Raw genomic sequence first — 21,755 nt, forward strand, 5'->3', positions numbered from 1 at the left:
GACAGTCAGCGGCAGACAGGCGGCGGCAGCAGCCGTTGTCATGCGGCGGTCTGACATACCCTTTTGTTTGTGAGCGACAGCTAGCCTGCTATGTGGTCATCAACGCTCCCGACGAGAACAGTGCGCAACGAGGGGCGTAGTCGTCGGACCTTCCCCCGGCAGTCGACCGCGCAGCCGAACAGTCGACGGAAACAGCCCCAACGGCCCGATTCGACAGCCAACCGCTCGCAGGCGGCGCTCCGAGAGGAGATCGACCGGCTCCGAACCGAAAACCAGCAGGCCGAAGCCGAGATCCAGCGGCTCCAGTCGGAGATCGACCGGCTTCGGGGCCAGCTGGCAGACCACCAGCAGTCCCAGCAGGCGATCATCGACCGGTACGAAGCGATACTCGGCGAACTCGAATCGGCAGCCGCGACCGACCCGCCAGCGACGACGCGCCGAGCACCGGTCGACAGCACGGGGTCGACCGAGAGCAGGCGCGCGGAGAAGGGAGTTATCGCTCGACTCAGGCGCTGGCTACTGGGTTAGTCGTCGACGGTCGTCGATCCCGGTGGCGGTGAGGACGTCGGTTCAAGGCTGAGTGGTCCGGTCGGGAGCCACTCTTCGACCAGCGGGAACTGCGCGGTTCGGATCGCGCCGAGGGCGGCCTGGCCGCGGTCGACATCGGTGCCGTCGAGACGGGCCCGGTAGGCTGCCAGCGACTCTCGTTCGGAGGCTACCGGAACGTACCGAACCGTGGTGCCACGGCTGTCGATGTCGACGAGCAGGTACGCTTGGGGGAACGTACAGGTCGAGGGTGCAGTGATCTCGGTAACCGTCGCGCTGTCGGCAGTGGGTCGGCTCACCAGCGGATCGGCGGTCGGTGTGATCGTCCCGGCGGCTGGCTCGGTCGGCTGCTGGCCGTGGAAGGCGACACCCGGCAGGTGAATGTGGCCGGTGAGGACCAGCGGCACCCCGGCGGCCGCCAGCGTCTCCATCACCGCCCCGCCGTTGCGCATGATCGGTACCGTGGACATATCGATCCCCGAGGCGACGCCGGAGGCTTCGGCTTGCCGGGCCGTCGGCGGGAGGTTGTGATGGGTGAAGGCGATCGGACAGTCGGCCGACTCGACGCGGCTGGCGAGCCAGCCCAACTGGGAATCGGTGATCCGGCCGTCGTGGCTCTCCCGAAGGTCGCCGTCGGGCATCCACGCGCTGTCGAGGCCAAACACGTCGACGCCGTTGATCCCCACGTGGTAGGGCAGCGAGCCCGGCGTATAGCGGTCGACGAACCGGCCGCGGGAGGCCGAGCGGTGGTCGTCGAACGTTTTTGGGACATCGTGGTTGCCGGGCACCGCGAGGAACGGGGCATCCAGCTCCGAAAGGAGGTCGTCGACACGGTCGAAATCCCACGGTGCGCCGTCCTTCGTGAGATCGCCGACCGAGAGCACCGCGTTCACGCCGCGGCTGTTGATGTCCTCGATCGCCGTCTCGAAGCGAGCTTCGGTCCGATCGAACTGCTTTGGGGAGCCGCTGGCCCGCGTCGAGACGTGTGGATCGGCGACGATCGCAAACCGTGTGTGACGGGCCGCCGTGGGTTCGGCGAGTCGAGCCATCACCGTGCTGGCGGAGTGCCGAAGGGGTAGACCACGCATTGGCGTCGACTCGGTAGTCGAAGGCTAAAGCCGTATCTAGGAGGTATATACTGCACTGGAGAGTCTATATAGCCGCTCCGGAGCAACGGTGGTTTATAAGTGGCATACGAACCACATAAAAATCGTTATCGGTCGACTACGGCTATCGCCCGTGAGGCCCAATATAAGGGAGATCATGGAACCCCAATCCTCTCCCCAGTCGACCGAGATGACAACTCCCAAGAGCTGGTGGCCGTTCGTCGTTGGCGGTATCGGCCTCGCAGTTGTCGGCCTTACTGCGATGATTGTCCCGTTTTTCACGGGGATCTCACTATCGCTACTGTTAGGTGGGCTGCTGGTCGTCGGCGGCCTCGTCCACGGCTGGCACGCCGTTGGCGTCCGACAGTGGCGCGCATTTCTCTGGCAGGTCGCCCTCGCGGCAGTCTACACCGTCGCCGGGCTCGCGCTGCTGGCGAATCCTCTCGTCGGGCTCGCCACGCTGTCGACGCTCCTGATCGCGTTTTTCATCGCGGAGGGGATCGTCGAGATCGGGATGGGACTGCGCTCGCGGACCCACTCCGGGTGGGGGTCGTTGGTCGCCAGCGGCCTGCTGTCGCTCGTGCTGGCCGGGGTGCTGCTGGCCGGGCTGCCGGGGAGCCTGCTGTGGGCAGTCGGCCTCCTGTTCGGCGTCGACCTCCTGGTGACCGGCCTCACGATGGCCGCACTCGGGATCTCGAGCCGTCGACGCATCGCTGCGACTGAGACACTCGAAGAGCCGGCCGCACAGCGACCCAGCGTCTGAGATCGATCACCCCGTCCCTGGTATTAGCTGTCGAGAGCCGAATGAGAAAAGACGAACTCCCGGAGCAGTTTGCCGCCGAGCGCGGCGGCTTGGCCGTCGTCTCGGTCGTTGACCTCGACGAGATCGAACCCCACACAAGCGGATGCAACCGTCCGCACCACATCGCGCATCTGCCGGGGCGAGAGTCCGAACGGCTCCATCGTCCCCGTTCCGGGCGCGAATCCTGGATCGGCGGCATCGATGTCGACACTTAGATACGCCGACCGACCGCCAAATGTCGGCGGATCGGCCAGCCAGTCGTCGACCGATTCGGGCCCAACGACGGTCACGTCATCGGCCTCGGCGCGTGCCCACTCGTCGGCCGAGCCCGTTCGCGCACCGAGGATGATCGCCTCGTCGGCGGTTTGTAGGGTGCGGTGGGTGACACAGGCGTGGCTCCATGCGTTGCCGTCGTATTCCTCGCGGAGGTCGAGATGGGCGTCGAGACAGACGAACACGTCGGGGTTGGCCGCCTCAACCGCCGGAGCGGTGACGGTGTGCTCGCCGCCCAACAGCAGGGGGACAGCCCCGTCCCAGACAACGTCGCGGAGTTGGCCGCCGAGGTAATCGCAGTACTCCGGAACGTCATCCCATGCGCGGACATCGCCCGCGTCGTGGACGCCAAGTTCGGTGAACTGCTGGTCCGTCCGGTGGTCGTAGTTATCGTAACTCTCGGCAAAACGGCGAACGCGGTCGGGACCGAACCGGGTCCCGGGTTGAAAGGTGGTCGTGACGTCGAGGGGCGCGCCGACGACCACGTAGGAAGCAGCCTCGCGGTCGGCAGTCGCGCCAGGGAACATTACACGACCTTTCGCTGACCCTCGTACTCGAGGTATTCGATATTGGTGTCGCTCTCGAACTCCTCGTCTTCGGGGATGCGCATCGTGAACGTCTCGTAGGTGTCCAGGTCCATCACCTGGGCGTCGTCACCGGTCACGGAGACGACCTGGCCCTGTTTCCGCTCGATGATCGGCACCCAGACCTTCGCGTCGACGGGCTGGCTGAGGCTCCGCTTTTTCTCGTCGAAGACGCCTTTGCCCTCGACGCGGGCCTTCGCACTGCCGTGTTTGCCCGGCTTGGCTGTGCTGTAGTGGTTGATTTTGCACGGCGAGTCGTCCATCATTACGTAGCTTCCCTCTTGGAGTTCGCGAACCTGCTTCTGTTCTCGCGGCATGAACGTCCCTTCTTGAGGAGCCAGTATAAACCGTTTGGAACGCGCCGACGCGAGAGGGGTTGGCGGATCGTAGTCAGCGACTACTCACGTCGTAGCGACTGACTACTCACATCATAGTCACTCACTGATCGACTCCAGGACCGACAGCGTCCCGTCGAAATACGACGCGTCGGTCACGTGGTCGGCCGCCGCCAGCGCCCGATCGTCGGCGTTGCCCACCGCATACGACTCCCCGGCGGTCTCGAACAATGAGACGTCGTTTTCGCTGTCGCCGACGGCGACGAACGCACTCGGGTCGAGGCCGAGGAGGTCGGCGACCGCCGCAAGCCCATCGCCCTTCTCGACGCCCGGCGTCTTCAAGTGGTAGGCATAGCCCGTGTCGACGACTTCGAGGTCGAACTCCGCGGCCACCTCTCGCAGGAGATCCTCGTCGGCGTCCATCGAGGCGGCGATCTCGCTTTCCCGCCAGCGATTGGTGGTGTCGGCGTCCCCCCAGCCGAGATCGCCGCCCCGCTCGCCGAACAGTTCGATGGCGGCCTCGGCGACCTCGCGGTCCCCCTGAAACGCCAAGTGATCGTCAGCACAGACGACGCCGCCGTTTTCGGCGATGACGCGCTCGGGAATGCCGAGGAAGTGACAGAGTGCGACCGGGTAGGGAAACGATTTGCCCGTGGCGATGACGATCGGCGCGGGCCACTCGGGGAGGCGTTCGAAGACGCGAGGGTCGATCCGGTGGGCCGCAGTTGTCAGCGTGCCGTCGATATCGAGCGCGAGCGGTGGTACCATAGCCACCCTTGGTGAGCGGCCGCAAAAACGTCTCTGCAATGGGTACTGTCAATGCAGGAGAAATCATCTTTTTCATAATAGATGGTGTAGTACGGGATGTCGTATGAAGAAACTGATCAACGATTCAGAGGCAGTCGTCGACGAAATGCTCGATGGAATGCTTGCGGCCTACCCGGAGCAGCTTCGGCGGCTCGATGATACGGAGGTGATGGTACGGGCAGACGCTCCCGTCTCGGGCAAAGTCGGGATCGTCTCGGGCGGTGGCAGCGGCCACGAACCCACACACGCTGGCTTCATCGGCGACGGAATGTTGGACGGCGCAGCGGCGGGCGAAGTGTTCACCTCGCCGACGGCCGACCAGCTCAACGACATGATCGAAGCCTGTGATTCGGGCGAAGGCGTCCTCTGTGTGGTCAAAAACTACGAGGGCGACGTGATGAACTTCGAAACAGCAGGCGAGATGGCCGCCATGGAGGACATCGAGGTCAGGCAGGTCGTCGTCAACGACGACGTAGCTGTCGAGGACTCGCTGTATACGAGCGGCCGACGCGGCGTCGCCGGGACCATTTTCGTCCACAAAGTCGCCGGGGCAAAGGCCGCGGAGGGCGCGGAGCTCGACGAGGTCGAACGCGTCGCCAACAAGATGATCGACAACGTGGCGACGATGGGCGTCGCGCTGACCTCGTGTGTGACACCCGATAAGGGAGAACCGACGTTCGATCTCCCGGACGACGAGATCGAACTCGGTATCGGTATCCACGGCGAGCCGGGCACCGAGCGTGTCGACATGATGAGCGCCGACGAGATCACCGACCACCTCACCGAGAAGGTCCTCGAAGATCTGGATCTCGACGAGGGCCAGGAGATCCTCACACTCGTCAACGGAATGGGCGGCACCCCACAGTCGGAGCTGTTCATCCTCAACCGTCGGCTCCAGGAGGTCGTCTCCGACCACGGCCTCGAAACCTGGGACGCGTGGGTCGGCGACTACATGACCTCGCTGGATATGATGGGCGCGTCGATCACCGTGGCGGCAGTCGACGAGGAGCTCAAAGAGCTGCTGTCCGCCGACGCCGACACGCCAGCACTCACAGTCTGAGACGGCCAGCACACTCCCATTTTTCCGACAACTGCACGACCTGACACCGATACTGACAAGCAAGCCGACAAGTGCATGGTTTTTCGACACAAATACTTTGATGTTCGGGCGACTCTCCTACAACATGGTAGATGAACCAACACAGCAGGAGGCGATCCGGGCAGCCGCCGAAGCAGTCGCCGACCGACTGGAGGACGAAAAAGAGTACCTGACCGAACTGGATTCGGCGATCGGTGACGCCGACCACGGCTCGAACCTCGCACGCGGTTTCCGGGCAGCCGCGGATGCAGTCGCAGACGACGAGGAGTCGACGCCGGAGGAACTGGTCAAGAAGATCGGCGTCACACTGATCTCGAAGGTCGGTGGGGCCTCCGGGCCGCTGTACGGCGGCTCGATCATGAGCGCCAGCCAGACCTTCGAGGAGGGGGTGACCGCCGAGAGTTCGGTTGCGTTCGCGGAGGCCTATCTCGACAAGGTCAAAGACCGGGGCGACGCCCAGCTCGGCGCGAAGACGATGGTCGACGCGCTGACCCCGGCGGTCCACACATTTAAAAAGTCGATCGAGGTCGACGAACTGCCGCCGCTGACCGCCTTCGCCAAGGCCACTGCCGCCGCCGAGCGCGGCGTCGAGTACACGGTCCCGATCCGGGCACAGAAGGGCCGGGCCTCCTACCTCGGTTGGCGGTCGGTCGGCCACCAGGACCCCGGGGCGACCTCGACGTGGTTCATTATGCAGGAGCTCCTGGAGGTCGCCGACGACTACCTTGAGGGCGAAACCGACGTCGACGCGCGGTCGCCGACGATCCCCGAGGAGACACCCGACGAAGTCGAGGAGGAGGCGTGATCGGACTCGTCGTGGTTTCTCACAGCCACAAGGCCGCCGAGGGGATCTGCGAGCTTGCCGCCCAGATGGGCGGCGATGCGCCCCTCGAACCCGCGGGTGGTGACGGCGAGGGCGGGATCGGCACCGACGCCAGCCGGATCGGCGACGCGATCGCGGCCGCCGACGACGGCGAGGGCGTGGTCGTCCTCGTCGACCTCGGCAGCGCGGTGATGAACGCCGAACTCGCCATCGAGATGACCGAGGCCAACGCCACCATCGCCGACGCCCCGATCCTGGAGGGCGCGCTCAACGCCGCGGTCGAGGCGACAAACGAGAAGGCGACCGTCGAGTCGGTCCTCGAAAAAGCCGAAGAGGCCCGCACCTACCGGAAGACCTCTTAAAAAGGACTGACGGTCGGTGCGACCGCCGGGCACTTTTTTAAATACCAGTAGAGGAAAACAGACCTTCGGCGTGTGTTTATAAGCAGTCCTGAACCTCGGCGAGCGTGTCGGCCGCAAGCACCGACTCGGCCAGCGCGTCGGCAGCCTCGGTGTCGACCTCCTGGATCGCCGTTTTCACATCGGGGATCGTCACCGCGCTCATGCTGAGTTCGTCGAGGCCGAGTCCGACGAGGAGCTCGGTCAGCTCGGGATCACCGGCCATCTCGCCGCACATTCCGACCCACGCGCCGCCAGCGTGGCCCGCGGTGACGGTGCGGTCGATCGCCCGGACGACCGCCGGAGCCAGCGGGTCCTGGTAGTCGGTCATCCGATCCAGATCGCGCTGGGCGCTCTGGATGTACTGGGTGAGGTCGTTGGTCCCGATCGAGAGGAAATCGACCCGTTCGGCGAAGGCGTCGGCCAGATACGTCGAGGCCGGGGTCTCGACCATCACGCCGAGTTCGGGAATCGCGTACTCGACGCCCTCACTCTCAAGGTCGTCGGCGACCTGCTCGACCTGTTCGAGGGCAGCCTCCAGCTCCTCGACCGTCGAGACCAGCGGGAACATCACTGCGAGCCCGGCCCCCGCATCGGTGGCCGCGACGCGCAGGAGTGCTCGAAGCTGCGTCTCGAAGAGGTCGGCGTGTTCCTCCAAGGAGAGTCGAATCCCACGCGCGCCGAGGAAGCCGTTTTCCTCGGGGTCGAGATCCAGATAGTCGATGGGCTTGTCGCCGCCGACATCGAGCGTGCGGACGACGATCCGCGGCTCCTCGCCCGTGAGGCCTGCCGCGAAGGTCTCACAGACCTCGTGGTAGGCATCGTACTGCTCGTCCTCGTCGGGCGCCGCCGAGCGGTCCTGGAACAGGAACTCGGTCCGGAACAGGCCGACGCCGTCCGCACCGCGGTCGACCGCCGGTTCGGCCTCGACGGGCGTGCCGAGGTTGGCTGCGACCTCGATCTCGCGACCGTCGGCGGTCGCAACCGACTCCTCGACGACCGGTGTTTGGGTCGACTCGGCGGCTCGCTGGCGGGTCTCCTCGTCCGGCTCGGCGATCACGACGCCCGCCTCGCCGTCGACGACCACCTGCTGGCCATCCTCGATGGCGTCGAGCTCGTCGCCGATGCCGACAACCGCCGGAATCCCCAGCGAGCGGGCGATGATCGCGGCGTGGGCGGTTCGGCCGCCCTTGCTCGTCGCAATGCCGGTGATCGCCTCGGGGTCGAGCTGGGCCGTATCGCTGGGCGTCAGCATCTCCGCGAGGACGACCGACCCATCGGGCAGCGAGCCGAGATCCGTGCGTTCGGTCCCCGTCAGCAGCCGAAGGAGCCGATCGCGGATATCCCGGAGATCGTCGGCGCGCTCGGCCATCATCCCGTCCATCCCCTCGAACTGCTCGATAGGACCTTCGAAGGCCTCCATCACTGCGTGCGGGGCCGGAAGCCCATCGTCGAGGGCCGCCTCGACGCCGGACTCGATCTGTGGGTCCTCCAGGAACTTCAGGTGGGCGTCGAACACCGCCGCTTCATCGTCGCCCACGCGCTCGCGCGTCGACTCGCGTTCGGCCTCCAGTTCGGCGCGGGCGTCGGCCTGTGCCTCGTCGAATCGCTCGCGTTCGGCCGCGGCGTCGACGTCTTCGGCGGCTGGCGGCTCGTCGAGATCAGTGACATCGGTGGGGCGGTACCACGTCGCAGTGCCGATGCCGACGGTGGGTGTGGCACCGATCCCCTCGTAACGCCGTTCGGTCACGGCAGCTCCATGTCGTCGAGTTCGTCTTCGGGTGTCGAGAGGATCGCCTCAAGGGCATCGAGGGCGGCCTCGGCGTCGGGACCCTCGGCGACCAGCCGCACGTCGTCGCCGCCACGGACGCCGAGCCCCGTGACGCCGAGCATACTATCGGCGGAGACGGCCGGGCGGTTGCCGTCGACTGCCTCGACGGTGACCTCGGCATCGAAGCTCCCCGCGGTCTCGACGAAGGTGGCTGCTGGGCGTGCGTGGAGTCCATCATCAGGGACGACAGTCAGGGTTCGTTCCATACCCTACTGTTGGACTCGACGGTCTTTATCTTACTGCAGACAGGAGCCGTTTACCCGACAATCAGCCGAAAGGAGCGGGGGTATCCCGCCCGTGTTTCGATAACTGTTACAAATGTTGATAGAAACGTCGAATGGGTGTGAGCCGACTATCGGCCGTTTTGGCTGTAGGATTCGAGCTGTCGTTCGACCCGGTTGGTGAGTCGTTCGAGTTCCGCTTCGACATCGCCGTCGACCATATCGGGGTAAGCCTCGCCGACGAGCGTGCGGACCGTGCTGAAGGGGCCGATCCGCGCGCCGTTTGTCGCGGGGCTGTCCTTGCTTGAGAGCAGTTGGTCGATGGCGACCTTGTGGCCGGGGTTCTGCCGGAACCAGCCGTCACGGTCGAGCTGGTCGATCCCGCCCTCGTGGACCGGCAGGTAGCCGGTCTCGCGGTGCCAACGTGCCTGCTGTTCGGGCTGGGTGAGCCACGCGAGGAACTGGCCCGCGGCGTCCTGTTCTTTCTGGGAGGCCGACTCCGAGACCCACAGCGACGCCCCGCCGACGATGAGCCCCTCGCGTTGGCCGGGGGTGGGGAGGCCGCTGATGCCAACGTCGAAGTCCGCATCGCCGGTGATGCCGCCGAGCGACGACGAGGAGGCGATGACCATCGGCGCGGTGCCGTCGTGGAACGCGTTTTTGGCCTTCCCACGGGCCTCCATGCCGGGATTATGGTAGAGCCCCTCGCGGTCGAGGTTCGTCCACCAGCCGTAAATCTCCTGGGCGGCCTCGCTGTCGAAGTAGGCCTCGTCGGGCGTTCCGGCCCGGCCGTTCCGTTTGTTGACGATCTCCTGGCCCGCGGTTGCGAACCACTGCTCGACGAACCACGAGTAGTTGGCGAAGGTAATGCCGTACTCCGCGACGCCCTGGTCGACGATCTGCTCGGCGGCCCGGGTGACCTCGTCGAACGTCGTCGGCGGGTTGTTCGGGTCGAGTCCGGCCTGTTGGAAGGCTCGTTTGTCGAAACAGAGCACAGGCACCGAGGAGTTGAACGGCATCGAGTTGAGCGTCCCGTTGGTTCGGTAGTAGCTCAAGACGGGATCGACGTAGTCGTTCAGCGAGACGTTGCGGGGTAACACGCCCTCAACAGGGGTGAACGCCCCGCTGTCCATCGCGCGGGCGGTGCCGATCTCGTAGATCTGCGCCAGCGCCGGGGCAGCCCCCTTCTCGGCGGCCGACATCGTCGATTCGAGCGTGCCGCGGTAGCTGCCCTTCGAGGTGGCGTTGATCTGGATGCCATCGGCCTGCTCTTCGAACTCACGGATGAGGTCTTCGAGCAACAGTCCCTTCTCGCCGCCCATCGCGTGCCAGAACTCGATGGACGTGACGTTCGAGCCGACGGCGGTTCGTGATCGGGTATCGCGCAGCGTGTAGGAGTTGACCAGCGAGTCGAGGGTATCGACACGCTCGTCGAGAGTCGTCACACCGGTCGAGACCTCCGCCAGGGCGGTGGTCTGCTGTTCGGCGGCTGCTGCCGCGGTTTCGGAGCGCTCGGCAGTCTCGTCGGATATCTCGCCCACATCGTCGACCATCGCGGCGGCCTCCTGGAGCGAGTTGGCCTGGCTGTCGGTCGCCTCGCTGATCTCCTGGACGCCGACGTTGGTCTCCTCGACGTCGTCGGCGATCTCGCGGAACGTCTCGACGGCACCCTCGATGGTGTCGACGCCGGCGTCGATCCGTTCGCGGGTCTCTTGCATCTCGTCTACGGTGGTATCGGCCTGCTCGCGGACGTTTCCAATCGAGGTCTCGATGTCGCCGGCGGCCTCCTCGGCGTCCTCGGCGAGGCTCTTGACCTCGTTGGCGACGACCGCGAAGCCTTCGCCCGCCTCACCGGCCCGGGCGGCCTCGATCGAGGCGTTGAGCGCGAGGATGTTGGTCTGGCTGGCGACCTCGCCGATGAACTCGGCGATATCCTCGATCTCCTCGATCAGCTCGTCGAGCTCCTCGGTCGCCTCCAGCGTTCGGCTGGTGCGGGTATCGATCTCGTCGAGTTCGGCCAGGGCGTTGGTCGCCAGCTCCCGGCCTTTTTCGCCGCGCTGGGCGGCCTGCTCGGAGGCCTCGGCGACCTCGTTGGCCGAGGAGGCGACCTCTTCGGTGGCGGCCGACAGCGACCGGATCTCGTTGGAGAGATCGTCGACCATCTCGTGTTGTTTGGCCGTATCGTCTGAGATCCCCGAGACGGAGTGGCTGACCTCCTTGCTTGCGGATTTGACCTCGTCGACCCGGCCGGTGACGCGTTCGGTGGCCCCCTCGACCTGGTCGCCGAACTCGTCTACGGTCTGGATCGTATCCTCGAACTCATCGAGCATATGGTTGAACGCGTGGGCGACCTCGGCGGCGTTCGCGTCGTCGTGGTCGGCATCGAGCCGGACGGTGAGATCACCTTCCGCACACTGTTCCATCGCCGTCGAGAGCTGCGAGGAGAACTGCTGCCAGTCTACATCCGGTTCCGAGCCCCCGGCCGACGAGCGAGAGCCATCCTCATCGGAGAGATCGGAGTACTCGGAGCCGACCGGCTCCCCGCCGTCGGAGGCCGTCGAAACCCCAGCATCGACCGGTTCCGCCTCGACAGTCACTGGTTCGGTCGAGTCGGCGTCGGTATCTGATTCCGGTTCGGCCGTGGTATCGACTGCCGAGCGTCCACCCTCGTCGTCAGCCAACGGTTCAGACTTGTCGGATCGGTCATCGGAATCGCCGCCCCACGGTCTCGAAAACAGTCCGAAGAAGCCGAGGGCCGGTCCAACACCGACCGAGAAATCTGTGAGACTACTCCATCCGAGAAGAACAACGAGGAGTCCGATCACAGCAGCAGCACGCTCGACCCGGTGCCAGCCGACACCGAAGGGACCGACCGTGTGACTGGCTCTCAGTTGTACACGCATGTTGTGGAAAGTACCCGCATGGTTTAAATAAACTTGTGTTTCAAATTATCGTCTATGAAACTCATCCTCTCGGCCGCCGGACAGCTTAGCAGACCGAGGAGAGATAGCGAAACACGAGCGTGGGGAACCGGGGTTCGAGCCGCGAGGGTGGTCGGCCGACCCGCTCGGCGTCGTCGACTTTGAGGCGACGAACGATCCCTGCCTCGGCGAGCTCGTAGAGCACCCGTTCGGTCGTCGCCCGCGAGAGGTCCAGCCGGTCGTCGGCGATCCCATCGGCGGCCGCGCTGACGGAGTTGCGGTCGGTCTCCGGGAGGTCGACGAGCCGACACAACACCTGTTGGCGGCTTTCGGGGAGGGACAACACCCGCCCCAGCGAAACGGAGGGCCGTGGGACGGCGTCCATCCCCGCGGCGAGGTCGTCGGGGCCGATCTGTTCGTGGCCGTTGTCGTCGGCGATCAGTCCGGCGCTGAACAGCGCCGCCAGGGCGTCGTGGCTGTCGCCGTCGGCCCACGCGGCGATCTCCCGGAGCTGTTCGTGTGTGACTGCGGCCCTGGTGAGACCGTCCGTCTGTCGGCTCGTCAGGATCTCGATCAGCGTGTGGCGGCGATAGGGACCGAACCGGACCGTTTCGGGGTCGTTTAGGAGTTCCGCCACCGCATCGGGTTCGTCGTGACCGGCGAGCACGGTCGAGACCGACGTGCTGAACCCATCGAACTGGTCGCAGACGGTTTCGACCGACAGCGTCTCGGGCTCGCCGACGTGGTCGACCGCAACCACGACCGACTGGCCGTCGACCGACAGGCGGTCGGCCAACCGGGTTCGGATCGTCTCGGCACCGACCCCCTGTTTGGGCACTGGGTCGGTGGTGAGACTGTTGAGAACGGTATGCGCCAGCGCGAAGCCGGTTTTGGCCTGTCGGCCATCGACGTAGACGAAGGCGATGTCCGTTGTGGGCTCCGCGCGCGTAGTAGTATATATACGACCGGTGGAGCGACCGATCAGCCGATCGAGATGAGTAAACAGCGCGCGGATGACGGCGGATTTCCCGGTGCCTTTCGGCCCCCAGACGTAGCAGTCGCTCGGCAGCCGACCGGCGAAAGCCGGGTTGAGGATATCGAGCAGCTGCTCGATCACGAGCCCGCGGCCGGTCGGCTCGGTGGGGTGGGCGATCGGATTCAACGCATCGGATTCACGCACCAAGCGTGGCTCGTGGTCGGTCTGCTGGCGTCGGAGGATGCGCTCTTCGATGTTCATGCTGGGTTTTGGGATTCGGGTGTCGGTGGGTACTGAAATGCGTCTCGTGGGGTGTACTGAAAACCGAAAAAACGTCAGCCAACACCGTCACCGAACGACGAGTGTCAGCGGCTCCGACTCACCAACGGGGTGAGCAAGGAGTGGTTGGTGTGGCTGTCTTAGAGCCCGAGCGCGCTGATCGGGGCCCAGAACGTACCACCCAGCACACCGGCGGCGGTCAGGGCTGCCGAGAGCAGACCGGACAAGGCGATAGCGAACGCCGGCGGGTCAACGTGGGTCTTGCCGTGCATGTAGAACACACGGTTACAGACCTCACCCATGACAGCGCCGAAGAGGCCGAACAGTCCACCGACGATGAGCACGAGCGCCGGGTCGTAGCCCGCTGCGCCCGCACCGAGTGCACCGACCGAGCCGGGCAGCGTGATGTGGTGGGTGACCGGGATGTTATCGACACCGGCCTGCAGGAACACGAGGGTGGCCGCGCTGATACCGAAGCTCAGCGTGGTGCTGCCGGTTGCCTGCCACAGGAAGCCACCGAGGATACCGCCGATGAGACCGAGGAACGCGACGTTACCCCATTTGTACTGCCATCCGAGCCAGATACCGGGTGCGTCGTCCTCGTCGCGCTCCCACGGACCGACATCGAACAGACCGCTACCGGTGACCTCGCCGATGACGCTGTATCCGAACGCAACACGGTGGATGAGTGCGGAGATGAACACCATCAAGGCGATGTTGTCAGTCGGGAATCCGATGAGGTTGAGCGTCGACGTGCCTGCGTGACCGATGAGACCGAAGACCGCACCGACCATCAGCACGTCGATGTGGTTGGTTCCGGCCGCCCACAGGATATTCTTTCCGTCGTCGATGTAGCCCTGTTTAGCTGCGTAGGCGGCCGCTGCGGCACCGCCCGCGAACGCAATGTGCGGACCAAAGACCGGACCGAAGCCGATCATTCCCGTAAAGGAACTGCCACTGTCGACGATCTCCTCTCCGGCGAGACCCAGAGCCTCACCGGCGATGACTACGAAGCCGGTGAAGATGAAGGATGGCAGTGCACCGATGGCTGCTCCGAAGGCACCGCCAGCGAAGGCGGTGATCCACATCGTCGGGTCAGTAAGCATTGCCATCTGAAGGACAGTTGCCGACATTATTCACCACCGTCCTGTGCCCAGTCTTCCGAACGCTCGACGGCGTCCTTCCAGCGGTCGTAGTTGACTTCGATGTCGGCGTCCTCGTCGATCTCGAAGGATCGATCGATCTGCCAGTTGTTACGCAGCTCGTCGACGGTGTCCCAGTAGCCGACTGCGAGACCGGCGGCGTAGGCCGAACCCAGCGCGGTCGTCTCGTCGACGACCGGGCGGACGATCTCCGTGCCGATGATGTTGGCCTGGAGCTGACAGAGGAAGTTGTTCTTGACTGCGCCACCGTCGACACGGAGGCTTGCCAGGTCGATGTCTGCGTCCTCGACCATCGCCTCGGCGACGTCTTTCGTCTGGTAGGCGATGGATTCGAGGGTCGCGCGAACGACGTGCTCGCGTCGGGTACCACGCGTCATGCCGACGATGGTACCGCGGGCTCGCTGATCCCAGTGGGGTGCACCGAGACCGGCGAAGGCGGGCACGACGTAGACGCCGTCCGTGGAGTCGACGCTACGTGCGAGACTCTCGGATTCGGCGGCGTCCTCGATGAGGGTCATGTCTTCGAGCCACTCGATGGCGGCACCGGTGATGAAGATCGAGCCTTCGAGGGCGTACTGGACGGGCTCACCCGAGCGCTGGAAGCCGATCGTGGTGAGGAGACCGTGTTCCGAGGGAACGGCCTCGTTACCGGTGTTCATCAGCATGAACGAACCGGTACCGTAGGTGTTCTTCGCGTCGCCTGCGTCGAAACAGGTCTGACCGAAGAGGGCGGCCTGCTGGTCACCGAGCGCGCCCGCGACGGGCACTTCGGCACCGAGGAAGCCGTCCGGATCGGTGGAACCGTAGGTCTCGTCGTCCGAGGACGGACGGACTTCCGGCACCATCGCCTTGGGCACGTTGAACAGGTCGAGCAGTTCGTCGTCCCATTCGAGCTCGCGGATGTTGTACAGCATCGTCCGCGAGGCGTTCGAGACATCCGTGATGTGGTTACCCGTGAGGTTGTAGATGACCCACGTGTCGATCGTCCCCATCAGGAGTTCGCCTTCTTCGGCGCGCTCGCGGACGTCCTGTGGTCGGGATCGCTGGAGCTTGATCGGGTCGGCGTTGTCGAGGATCCACTCGGTCTTGGTCGCCGAGAAGTAGGCGTCACATTCGAGACCCGTTTTCTCACGGATGTCCTCGACTTTGCCCATCTCCTGGATCTCTTCGACTCGATCCGTGGTTCGCCGGTCCTGCCAGACCAGTGCGTTGTGGACTGGTTTGCCGGTCTCGGCGTCCCACACGATCGTGGTCTCTCGCTGGTTGGTGACACCGATGGCTTCGAGCTGCTCGGCGTCGAGGCCCTCCTCGTCGAGAGCCGTGTTGATTACCGACTTCGTGTTCTCCCAAATCTCCATCGGGTCGTGCTCGACCCAACCGGGCTCGGGGTAGATCTGCTCGTGTTTCTCATATGCGTTTGCAACGACGTTACCACCATGGTCGAAGACCATGAACCGCGTTCCTGTAGTCCCTTGATCGATGGAACCAACGTATGTTTCTGACATTATGTGTTCACCACACTCCTTGGGGGCTGTTCCCCCTGGTCCGGGAACCGTTCTTTACGCGTGGTTCCCTGACCACGGGTAAACACTATGGAATAACATGATAAATGTTACTCTTGTACCCATAATTGTCCTTAATATACATGGGAGTATGCCATCCTTTAGCACGATTTGGTGGTCTATTTGTTGTGTTGTTTAATATACATGAAGAATTTACGCGAACCGGACGAGTAGGGGTAAAGTAAAGTTACTATAGTGCAAAACCCAATTGAACGGATGAGTAACAAGCCACACGTTGTCGTCATTGGGGGCGGTTCCACGGGGACTGGGATCGCACGTGACCTCGCTATGCGGGGCCTCGAGGTCACTCTCGTCGAACAGGGGAACCTCACCCATGGGACAACAGGACGAATGCACGGACTCCTGCACAGCGGCGGTCGGTATGCGGTTGCCGACCAGATTGCTGCCGAAGAGTGTATCGACGAAAACCGAATTCTACGGGATATCGCCAGCCACTGTGTCGAGATGACCGGTGGGCTGTTCGTCAAGCGACCCGAAGACACCGAGGAGTACTTCCAGAAGAAACTGGAGGGCTGCAAGGAGTGCAACATTCCCGCCGAGGTGTTGTCGGCCGAAGAGGCCCGCGAAATCGAGCCGTATCTCGCCAAAGATATCGACAAGGCGATCAAGGTACCTGACGGCGCGATTGACCCCTTCCGGCTCTGTGTGGCCAACGCCGCCAGCGCCGAGGAACACGGCGCGCGAATCGAGACCCACGCGCCCGTGGTCGACATCCTCAAAGAGGACGGCGAGGTCGTCGGCGTCGAGGTCGAACACGAGACGGGCCCGGGCAAGCGCGTCCACCGTGAGCCTGGCACGCGCGAGGAGATACGCGGAGACTACGTCGTCAACGCCACCGGCGCATGGGCCGGTCGGATCGGCGAGATGGCAGGCCTCGAAAAAGAAATCCAAGTCCGCCCCGGCAAAGGCGTGATGACGATTATGAACACCCGACAGGTCGACACCGTCGTCAACCGGTGTAAGCCGAAAGGCGACGCCGACATCGTCGTCCCACACGAGACGACCGCGATTTTGGGCACCACGGACGTCGAGGTCGACGATCCGGAGGACTACCCCGAAGAGCAGTGGGAGGTCGATCTGATGATCGACACCCTCTCCGAACTCGTGCCGATTCTCAAGGAGGCCCGGACGATTCGCTCCTTCTGGGGCGTCCGACCGCTGTACGAGCCGCCGGACACCGGCACAAGTGACTCGACGGACATCACCCGGCGGTACTTCCTGCTCGACCACGAGGAGCGGGACAACGTCAACGGGATGACGTCCATCGTCGGCGGGAAATTCACCACCTACCGACTGATGGCCGAGGAGATCTCCGACCACGTCTGTGAGAAGTTCGGGATCGACGCCGAGTGTGAGACCGACACGACGCCGCTGCCCGGCAGTGAGGACTTCTCGGTGCTCGACAACTACATGGAGCAGTACGGAATCCGCTCGCCGATCGGTCGGCGGAGCACCCAGCGGCTCGGCTCTCGGACCGACGAAGTGCTCGATTACGACGGCCCGAACCCGACCGTGTGTGAGTGTGAAGCCGTCACGCGCGCCGAGATCCAAGACGGGATCGAGGGCGCGGGATCGGATCTCAACGCGGTCCGACTTCGCACGCGCGGCTCGATGGGCAACTGTCAGGGGGCCTTCTGTTGTCACCGGATGGCCGCCGAGCTGTACGACGAGTACGACGAGACGATCGCCTACGACGCGTGGGACGAACTCTACCAGGAGCGCTGGAAGGGCGAACGCCACGCGCTGTGGGGCACCCAGCTCTCGCAGGCAGCCCTGAAATACTCGCTGCACGCAACGACGATGAACCGAGACAAGGACGCCGCAACCACCGATTCGGTGGTCGACTTTGCGGCCTTCGACAGCGGGACCGCAGCCGGTGGGTCCGGTGGGACAACTGGTACTGCCGCAACCGATGGCGGCCGACGGGAGGATGAGTAGCCGTGGCGATCCGTGAGGACGTGATCGTGATCGGCGGCGGACTCGCTGGCTCGGTTGCAGCCATCGAGGCTGCCGAAACCGGTGCCTCCGTACGGCTTGTTACCTACAAAAAGAGCACCCTCCGACACGCCAGCGGCCTGATCGACGTGCTGGGATACAACGGGTCGGACGACCCGATCGCCGACCCCTTCGCCGCGCTCGACGACCTCCCCGACGAGCATCCCTACAGCGTCGCCGGTGAGACGGCCGTCCGCGACGGCCTCGACCGGTTCGACGAGATCGTCGGCGACACCTATGGGGGCAGCCACACCGATTCCAACGCGCTGATCCCGACCTTCGGCGGCACGGTTAAACCGACCGCGCGGTATCCCGCCGCGGCGGCCGCCGGAATCGCCAGCGACGACCGGCCCATGCTCGTGGTCGGCTTCGAGGGCATGACCGAGTACAACGCCGGGATGCTTGCGGACCACCTGGAGGCTTCGGGCGTCCCGTTCGATGTCGAGGGCGTCGAATGCTCGCTGCCGGGAACCTACAAGAACGACTCCCGCGTGACGCGGTTCGCCAAACGGCTCGATATCAACGAAAGCGTCGAGTACGAGGGCCGGACCATGGGCGCACGCGAGGCATTGATCCAGGAGGTCGAACCACACGTCGGCGACGCCGAGCGGGTCGGCTTCCCGGCCTTTTTGGGCGACGAACACACCGACGAGGTGCGCAACGACCTCGAACGCGAACTCGGCGTCGACGTCTTCGAGATCCCGATGGGTCCGCCGAGCTACCCCGGTATCCGGCTGGCTGACCAGCTCAAAACGGCAGTCGACGAGGCGGGCGTCCGCATTACTGCCGGGAGTCCGGTCGTCGGCTTCGAGGCCGATGACGGCGAAATCCAGTCGGTGACCGTCGACAGCAAGGGTCGAGAGGTACCGTACCACGCCGAGGAGTTCGTGCTGGCAACGGGTGGACTGGTCGGCAAAGGAATCGATTCAGGTCGGGAAGAAGGTGTGACCGAGTCGATCTTCGACTGTCACATCCCCCATCCGGAGGACCGCTACGAGTGGTTTGACGAGCAGGCCTTCGGCGACCAGCCGTTCGCCCACTTCGGCGTCCGGGTCGACGAGACGATGCGACCGCTGACGGCCGACGACGTCCCGGAGTTCGATAACCTCCGGGCCGCAGGCGGGGTGATCGGTGGGGCCGATACGGTTGCGGAAAAATCACAGAGCGGTGTCTCGCTGGCGACGGCGGTCGTCGCCGGTGAACGGGCTGGCGAGCAGGTAGCGAAACACGAGGTGAGCCAATGAGCGACGCAGAACAAGCAAGCGATTTCGATCCAACGACGACGGTAGATGAGTTCGAGCCGGTAGACGTCTTCCCCTCCAGCGAGGACATGGACCTCCGGCCCGGAGCCGACAACTGTTACAAATGCACGAGCTGTGACACGTCGTGTCCGGTGGCCGAAGTAGACGAGTCCTTCCCCGGACCGAAGTTCCAAGGGCCCGAACAGTGGCGGCTCAAACGCGGCGAGGACGTCGACATCGACGACTCGATCCTCTCGTGTTCGAACTGTATGCGGTGTGACGACGCCTGTCCGTCGTCGGTCCCACTGAGCCAGATGCACAACACCGCACGCGGGGAGTACGTCGAAGAGCACATGGACAAGCTCTCCCGAGAGTACCTCCGCAACCGGATGCTGTCGAACTACCGGACGCTGGCCTCCATCGGGAGCAAGGTCCCACGGCTCGCGAACTTCGTGATGGGACTCGGCATCACCAGCGTCCTCGGCGAGAAGATCATGGGGATTCCCAGCGAGCGCGACGTGCCGGAGTTCGCCACCGAGACCTTCCGCCAGTGGTTCAAGAAGCGCGGCGGCTCGAAGGTCACCAACCCGGACAAACAGGTCGCCTACTTCCACGGCTGTTACTCCAACTACAACACCGTCGAGGTCGGCAAGGCGATGGTCCGGGTCTTCGAGGAGTTCGGCTACGAAGTGCTGGTGCCCAAACAGCAGTGTTCCGGCACCCCGATGTTCGCCAACGGTATGCTGAAGGACGCCCGCCGCGAGGCGGAGGTCAACGTCCGCGAACTCGGCAAAGCGATCGACAACGGCGCGGACGTCATCGCTTCCTGTACCTCCTGTTCGATGGCGCTCCGTCAGGAGTACCCCGAACTGTTCGACATCGAGGGGATCGAGGACCTCTCGGAACACACTTACGAGGCCATGGAGTTCCTCCGCATCCACGAGGACCTGGAGGGAACCATTCGGGAGTCGGAAGTCGACCCGCAGGCCTTCGCCTACCACGCGCCGTGTCACGCCCGGAATCAGGGCCTCGACCGCCAGGCGGTCGAACTGTTCCGCGAACTCGACGGCGCACAGATCGAAGACGTCGGCGACTCCTGTTCCGGAATTTCGGGCACCTACGGCTGGAAGTCCGAGAAGTACGAGACCTCGATGAAGATCGGCGCAGAGATGTTCGATCACATGGAACACGCCGAGGGTGACGTGGGGATGACCGAGTGTCCGACCTGTGCGATGCAGATGAACCACGGGACGGGCTACGAGATCCGCCACCCCCTCGAACTGCTCGAAGAAGCCGTCGCCAACTAACCCCTCCACGCGTTTGGTCTCCCGTGTTCTCTCGTCACCAACCGACAGCGACCGCTCTCGGACCCAGTAGCCGCAGACTACCGTCGACCGAACAGACCAGTAGGTATTGCCTACGCCAGTACCCACCCCGCGACGGCAGCCGTGAAGAATCAGTATACTCCCTTACTCACAATCTGTGTCTGTATATATGACAACAGCCAAACGGAGAGTAACAAGGTCCAAACGACCGTTGGTATCGGTATCCCTACCTATGCGGTAAAAATTATTATTTGTATTACAGTCTGCCATCGAGTATGGTTTCAGACCAGATGGGAGACAGTCCCGAGACGTCACCGGGCCGTAGTCGACGATCCTACCTCAGCCTCGTTGGCGGCCTCGTAGCCGCTGGAGGCCTCAGCACGTCGGCTGCAGCCCGGACGCCAGCCGAGACAGTCGACCTCGCGGATCAGGGACTGACTACCGGCGAGCTAATCGATCCTTACTTGACGGAGTTCTTCGTCGACGGCGCGACCGTCGAGATACCGGCAGGGAGCTACAAGTGGGACGGCGAAGGGTTCGAAGGAGCTACCGAGAACGCGGCCGTCATCGGGCAGGGTGACGTTAACCTCGAACTAACGGGCGATTCGTTCCGCAACAACATCCGCGCGGAGGCCGGAACCATCGAACTTCGAAACTTTACGGTTCACGGGATTGTCAGCGAGAAATCCCATTTCCGCCTGGAGACCGCCGAGGGGGCGACGATCATCGCCGACGGGCTCGATTTCCCCGATGGCGCAGTCGACGAAAGCGAGTGTCGGCCGTTTTACGTCCCGCGTGAGCACGCGGGGACGGTCGACATCCGCAACTGCTCGTTCAGCAGCTTTTCGGACAACGGGATCTATGCCTCATCGCCGGGGTACGACGACGGGGCTGGTGGACGCGTGCTGATCGAGAACTGTGTCGCCCACAATATCAACATCGCAGCCATCCGGGTCGGCTCCAGCGGGAGCGTCGTGCGGAACTGTCTCATCGTCAACGATGGCCCAGCGCCGAAAAGCGAGACCGAGCAGCGAAATATGCGCGGGATTCGGGTCCGGAATCCGGGCGATGACATCCGGATTGAGGACTGTGAGATCATCATGCGCCACGATGAGACGGGGGCGCCGATCCAGATCCACGAGGAGGCCGAAGGTGGAAGCGGAACGATCAGCAACGTGACGATCAGTAACGACACCGACTCCGAGGCGATCAACGAGGGCGACGACGCCGCAGCCGACTGGGAGGTTTCGGATGTCGAAATCAGGGGTTCCGGCGATCTGAGCTACCCCGAAAGCTTCGAGTCAGTCTGTACGGGTGAGTCCTGTGAGCCACCGACAACCGACGTCGACAGACGAACACGGGAAATTCTATCTTCGGATATCACCCCGTCGATTAGATAATCACAAAAAATAATCGTACAAAAAACAAGTGCGTTTTTGTTTATTCA

Annotated in this window: 19 protein-coding genes; 9 read left to right on the forward strand and 10 right to left on the reverse strand. The window is 63.9% G+C overall.

Annotation, left to right across the window (positions count from 1 at the left end):
• Positions 1-90: 90 nt before the first annotated feature.
• The gene (locus tag NO877_RS09815; protein ID WP_256396161.1) at positions 91-528 is read left to right on the forward strand and encodes a hypothetical protein; all 438 of its coding nucleotides are present in this window, start codon (positions 91-93) and stop codon (positions 526-528) included.
• Here NO877_RS09815 and NO877_RS09820 read toward each other — a convergent pair.
• Positions 525-1,634: a metallophosphoesterase family protein gene (locus NO877_RS09820; RefSeq protein WP_256396162.1), complete on the reverse strand. Its 1,110-nt coding sequence runs from the start codon at positions 1,632-1,634 to the stop codon at positions 525-527. The genes NO877_RS09815 and NO877_RS09820 overlap by 4 nt on opposite strands.
• A gap of 175 nt (positions 1,635-1,809) precedes the next feature.
• Between NO877_RS09820 and NO877_RS09825 the strand changes: the two genes are divergently transcribed.
• Positions 1,810-2,415, forward strand: coding sequence for an HdeD family acid-resistance protein (locus NO877_RS09825; RefSeq protein ID WP_256396163.1), 606 nt, complete (start codon positions 1,810-1,812; stop codon positions 2,413-2,415).
• Between the two features lie 23 nt (positions 2,416-2,438).
• Here NO877_RS09825 and speB read toward each other — a convergent pair whose 3' ends face one another.
• From speB to NO877_RS09840, 3 genes are all read right to left on the reverse strand, one after another.
• Positions 2,439-3,254: an agmatinase gene (gene speB, locus NO877_RS09830; RefSeq protein ID WP_256396164.1), complete on the reverse strand. Its 816-nt coding sequence runs from the start codon at positions 3,252-3,254 to the stop codon at positions 2,439-2,441.
• A complete protein-coding gene (locus tag NO877_RS09835; RefSeq protein ID WP_256396165.1) occupies positions 3,254-3,628 on the reverse strand; it encodes a translation initiation factor IF-5A in 375 nt (124 codons plus the stop codon). The genes speB and NO877_RS09835 overlap by 1 nt, the downstream gene beginning before the upstream one ends.
• A 117-nt stretch (positions 3,629-3,745) precedes the next feature.
• Positions 3,746-4,414, reverse strand: coding sequence for a phosphoglycolate phosphatase (locus NO877_RS09840; protein WP_256396166.1), 669 nt, complete (start codon positions 4,412-4,414; stop codon positions 3,746-3,748).
• A gap of 103 nt (positions 4,415-4,517) precedes the next feature.
• Between NO877_RS09840 and dhaK the strand changes: the two genes are divergently transcribed.
• The 3 genes from dhaK to dhaM all read left to right on the forward strand — a co-directional run bounded on the left by dhaK (position 4,518) and on the right by dhaM (position 6,737).
• Positions 4,518-5,513 carry a dihydroxyacetone kinase subunit DhaK gene (gene dhaK, locus NO877_RS09845; protein WP_256396167.1) on the forward strand — a complete coding sequence of 332 codons (996 nt, stop codon included), beginning with the start codon at positions 4,518-4,520 and terminating at the stop codon, positions 5,511-5,513.
• A gap of 124 nt (positions 5,514-5,637) precedes the next feature.
• Entirely contained in the window at positions 5,638-6,357 is a 720-nt protein-coding gene (gene dhaL, locus NO877_RS09850; RefSeq protein ID WP_256396168.1) for a dihydroxyacetone kinase subunit DhaL, read from the forward strand.
• A complete protein-coding gene (gene dhaM, locus NO877_RS09855; protein ID WP_256396169.1) occupies positions 6,354-6,737 on the forward strand; it encodes a dihydroxyacetone kinase phosphoryl donor subunit DhaM in 384 nt (127 codons plus the stop codon). The genes dhaL and dhaM overlap by 4 nt, the downstream gene beginning before the upstream one ends.
• A gap of 76 nt (positions 6,738-6,813) precedes the next feature.
• On the opposite strand, the gene ptsP is transcribed toward dhaM, so the two are convergent.
• The 6 genes from ptsP to glpK all read right to left on the reverse strand — a co-directional run bounded on the left by ptsP (position 6,814) and on the right by glpK (position 15,672).
• Complete coding sequence (ptsP, locus tag NO877_RS09860) at positions 6,814-8,523, reverse strand: phosphoenolpyruvate--protein phosphotransferase (RefSeq protein ID WP_256396170.1); 1,710 nt, start codon at positions 8,521-8,523, stop codon at positions 6,814-6,816.
• The gene (locus tag NO877_RS09865; RefSeq protein WP_256396171.1) at positions 8,520-8,810 is read right to left on the reverse strand and encodes an HPr family phosphocarrier protein; all 291 of its coding nucleotides are present in this window, start codon (positions 8,808-8,810) and stop codon (positions 8,520-8,522) included. Before NO877_RS09865 ends, ptsP begins: the two co-directional genes overlap by 4 nt.
• Before the next feature lie 146 nt (positions 8,811-8,956).
• Positions 8,957-11,728, reverse strand: coding sequence for an extracellular solute-binding protein (locus tag NO877_RS09870; protein ID WP_256396172.1), 2,772 nt, complete (start codon positions 11,726-11,728; stop codon positions 8,957-8,959).
• Positions 11,729-11,813: 85 nt separating this feature from the next.
• On the reverse strand, positions 11,814-12,983 hold the full coding sequence (locus tag NO877_RS09875; protein ID WP_256396173.1) for a Cdc6/Cdc18 family protein: 1,170 nt from the start codon (positions 12,981-12,983) through the stop codon (positions 11,814-11,816).
• Between the two features lie 158 nt (positions 12,984-13,141).
• Entirely contained in the window at positions 13,142-14,134 is a 993-nt protein-coding gene (locus tag NO877_RS09880) for a DUF7973 family transport facilitator (protein ID WP_256396174.1), read from the reverse strand.
• On the reverse strand, positions 14,134-15,672 hold the full coding sequence (gene glpK / locus NO877_RS09885; protein WP_379827385.1) for a glycerol kinase GlpK: 1,539 nt from the start codon (positions 15,670-15,672) through the stop codon (positions 14,134-14,136). The genes NO877_RS09880 and glpK overlap by 1 nt, the downstream gene beginning before the upstream one ends.
• Before the next feature lie 270 nt (positions 15,673-15,942).
• Between glpK and glpA the strand changes: the two genes are divergently transcribed.
• The 4 genes from glpA (at position 15,943) to NO877_RS09905 (ending at position 21,708) form a co-directional block, all read left to right on the forward strand.
• Positions 15,943-17,685, forward strand: coding sequence for an anaerobic glycerol-3-phosphate dehydrogenase subunit GlpA (gene glpA, locus NO877_RS09890; protein ID WP_256396176.1), 1,743 nt, complete (start codon positions 15,943-15,945; stop codon positions 17,683-17,685).
• 2 nt (positions 17,686-17,687) lie between these two features.
• Positions 17,688-18,986 carry a glycerol-3-phosphate dehydrogenase subunit GlpB gene (glpB, locus tag NO877_RS09895; protein ID WP_256396177.1) on the forward strand — a complete coding sequence of 433 codons (1,299 nt, stop codon included), beginning with the start codon at positions 17,688-17,690 and terminating at the stop codon, positions 18,984-18,986.
• Complete coding sequence (locus NO877_RS09900) at positions 18,983-20,290, forward strand: anaerobic glycerol-3-phosphate dehydrogenase subunit C (RefSeq protein WP_256396178.1); 1,308 nt, start codon at positions 18,983-18,985, stop codon at positions 20,288-20,290. Before glpB ends, NO877_RS09900 begins: the two co-directional genes overlap by 4 nt.
• Positions 20,291-20,583: 293 nt before the next feature.
• The gene (locus NO877_RS09905; protein ID WP_256396179.1) at positions 20,584-21,708 is read left to right on the forward strand and encodes a right-handed parallel beta-helix repeat-containing protein; all 1,125 of its coding nucleotides are present in this window, start codon (positions 20,584-20,586) and stop codon (positions 21,706-21,708) included.
• Positions 21,709-21,755 lie beyond the last annotated feature (47 nt).

This window comes from Halohasta litorea (genome assembly GCF_024494645.1).
GTDB lineage: Archaea > Halobacteriota > Halobacteria > Halobacteriales > Haloferacaceae > Halohasta > Halohasta litorea.

Coding starts and splice junctions, on each gene's coding strand:
- NO877_RS09825 (WP_256396163.1), top strand. CDS start 1,810: ATGGAACCCCAATCCTCTCCCCAGTCGACCGAGATGACAACTCCCAAG.
- NO877_RS09835 (WP_256396165.1), bottom strand. CDS start 3,628: ATGCCGCGAGAACAGAAGCAGGTTCGCGAACTCCAAGAGGGAAGCTAC.
- NO877_RS09870 (WP_256396172.1), bottom strand. CDS start 11,728: ATGCGTGTACAACTGAGAGCCAGTCACACGGTCGGTCCCTTCGGTGTC.
- NO877_RS09880 (WP_256396174.1), bottom strand. CDS start 14,134: ATGTCGGCAACTGTCCTTCAGATGGCAATGCTTACTGACCCGACGATG.
- NO877_RS09875 (WP_256396173.1), bottom strand. CDS start 12,983: ATGAACATCGAAGAGCGCATCCTCCGACGCCAGCAGACCGACCACGAG.
- glpA (WP_256396176.1), top strand. CDS start 15,943: ATGAGTAACAAGCCACACGTTGTCGTCATTGGGGGCGGTTCCACGGGG.
- NO877_RS09815 (WP_256396161.1), top strand. CDS start 91: ATGTGGTCATCAACGCTCCCGACGAGAACAGTGCGCAACGAGGGGCGT.
- NO877_RS09865 (WP_256396171.1), bottom strand. CDS start 8,810: ATGGAACGAACCCTGACTGTCGTCCCTGATGATGGACTCCACGCACGC.
- NO877_RS09900 (WP_256396178.1), top strand. CDS start 18,983: ATGAGCGACGCAGAACAAGCAAGCGATTTCGATCCAACGACGACGGTA.
- speB (WP_256396164.1), bottom strand. CDS start 3,254: ATGTTCCCTGGCGCGACTGCCGACCGCGAGGCTGCTTCCTACGTGGTC.
- NO877_RS09840 (WP_256396166.1), bottom strand. CDS start 4,414: ATGGTACCACCGCTCGCGCTCGATATCGACGGCACGCTGACAACTGCG.
- NO877_RS09905 (WP_256396179.1), top strand. CDS start 20,584: ATGGTTTCAGACCAGATGGGAGACAGTCCCGAGACGTCACCGGGCCGT.
- NO877_RS09820 (WP_256396162.1), bottom strand. CDS start 1,634: ATGCGTGGTCTACCCCTTCGGCACTCCGCCAGCACGGTGATGGCTCGA.
- dhaK (WP_256396167.1), top strand. CDS start 4,518: ATGAAGAAACTGATCAACGATTCAGAGGCAGTCGTCGACGAAATGCTC.
- dhaL (WP_256396168.1), top strand. CDS start 5,638: ATGGTAGATGAACCAACACAGCAGGAGGCGATCCGGGCAGCCGCCGAA.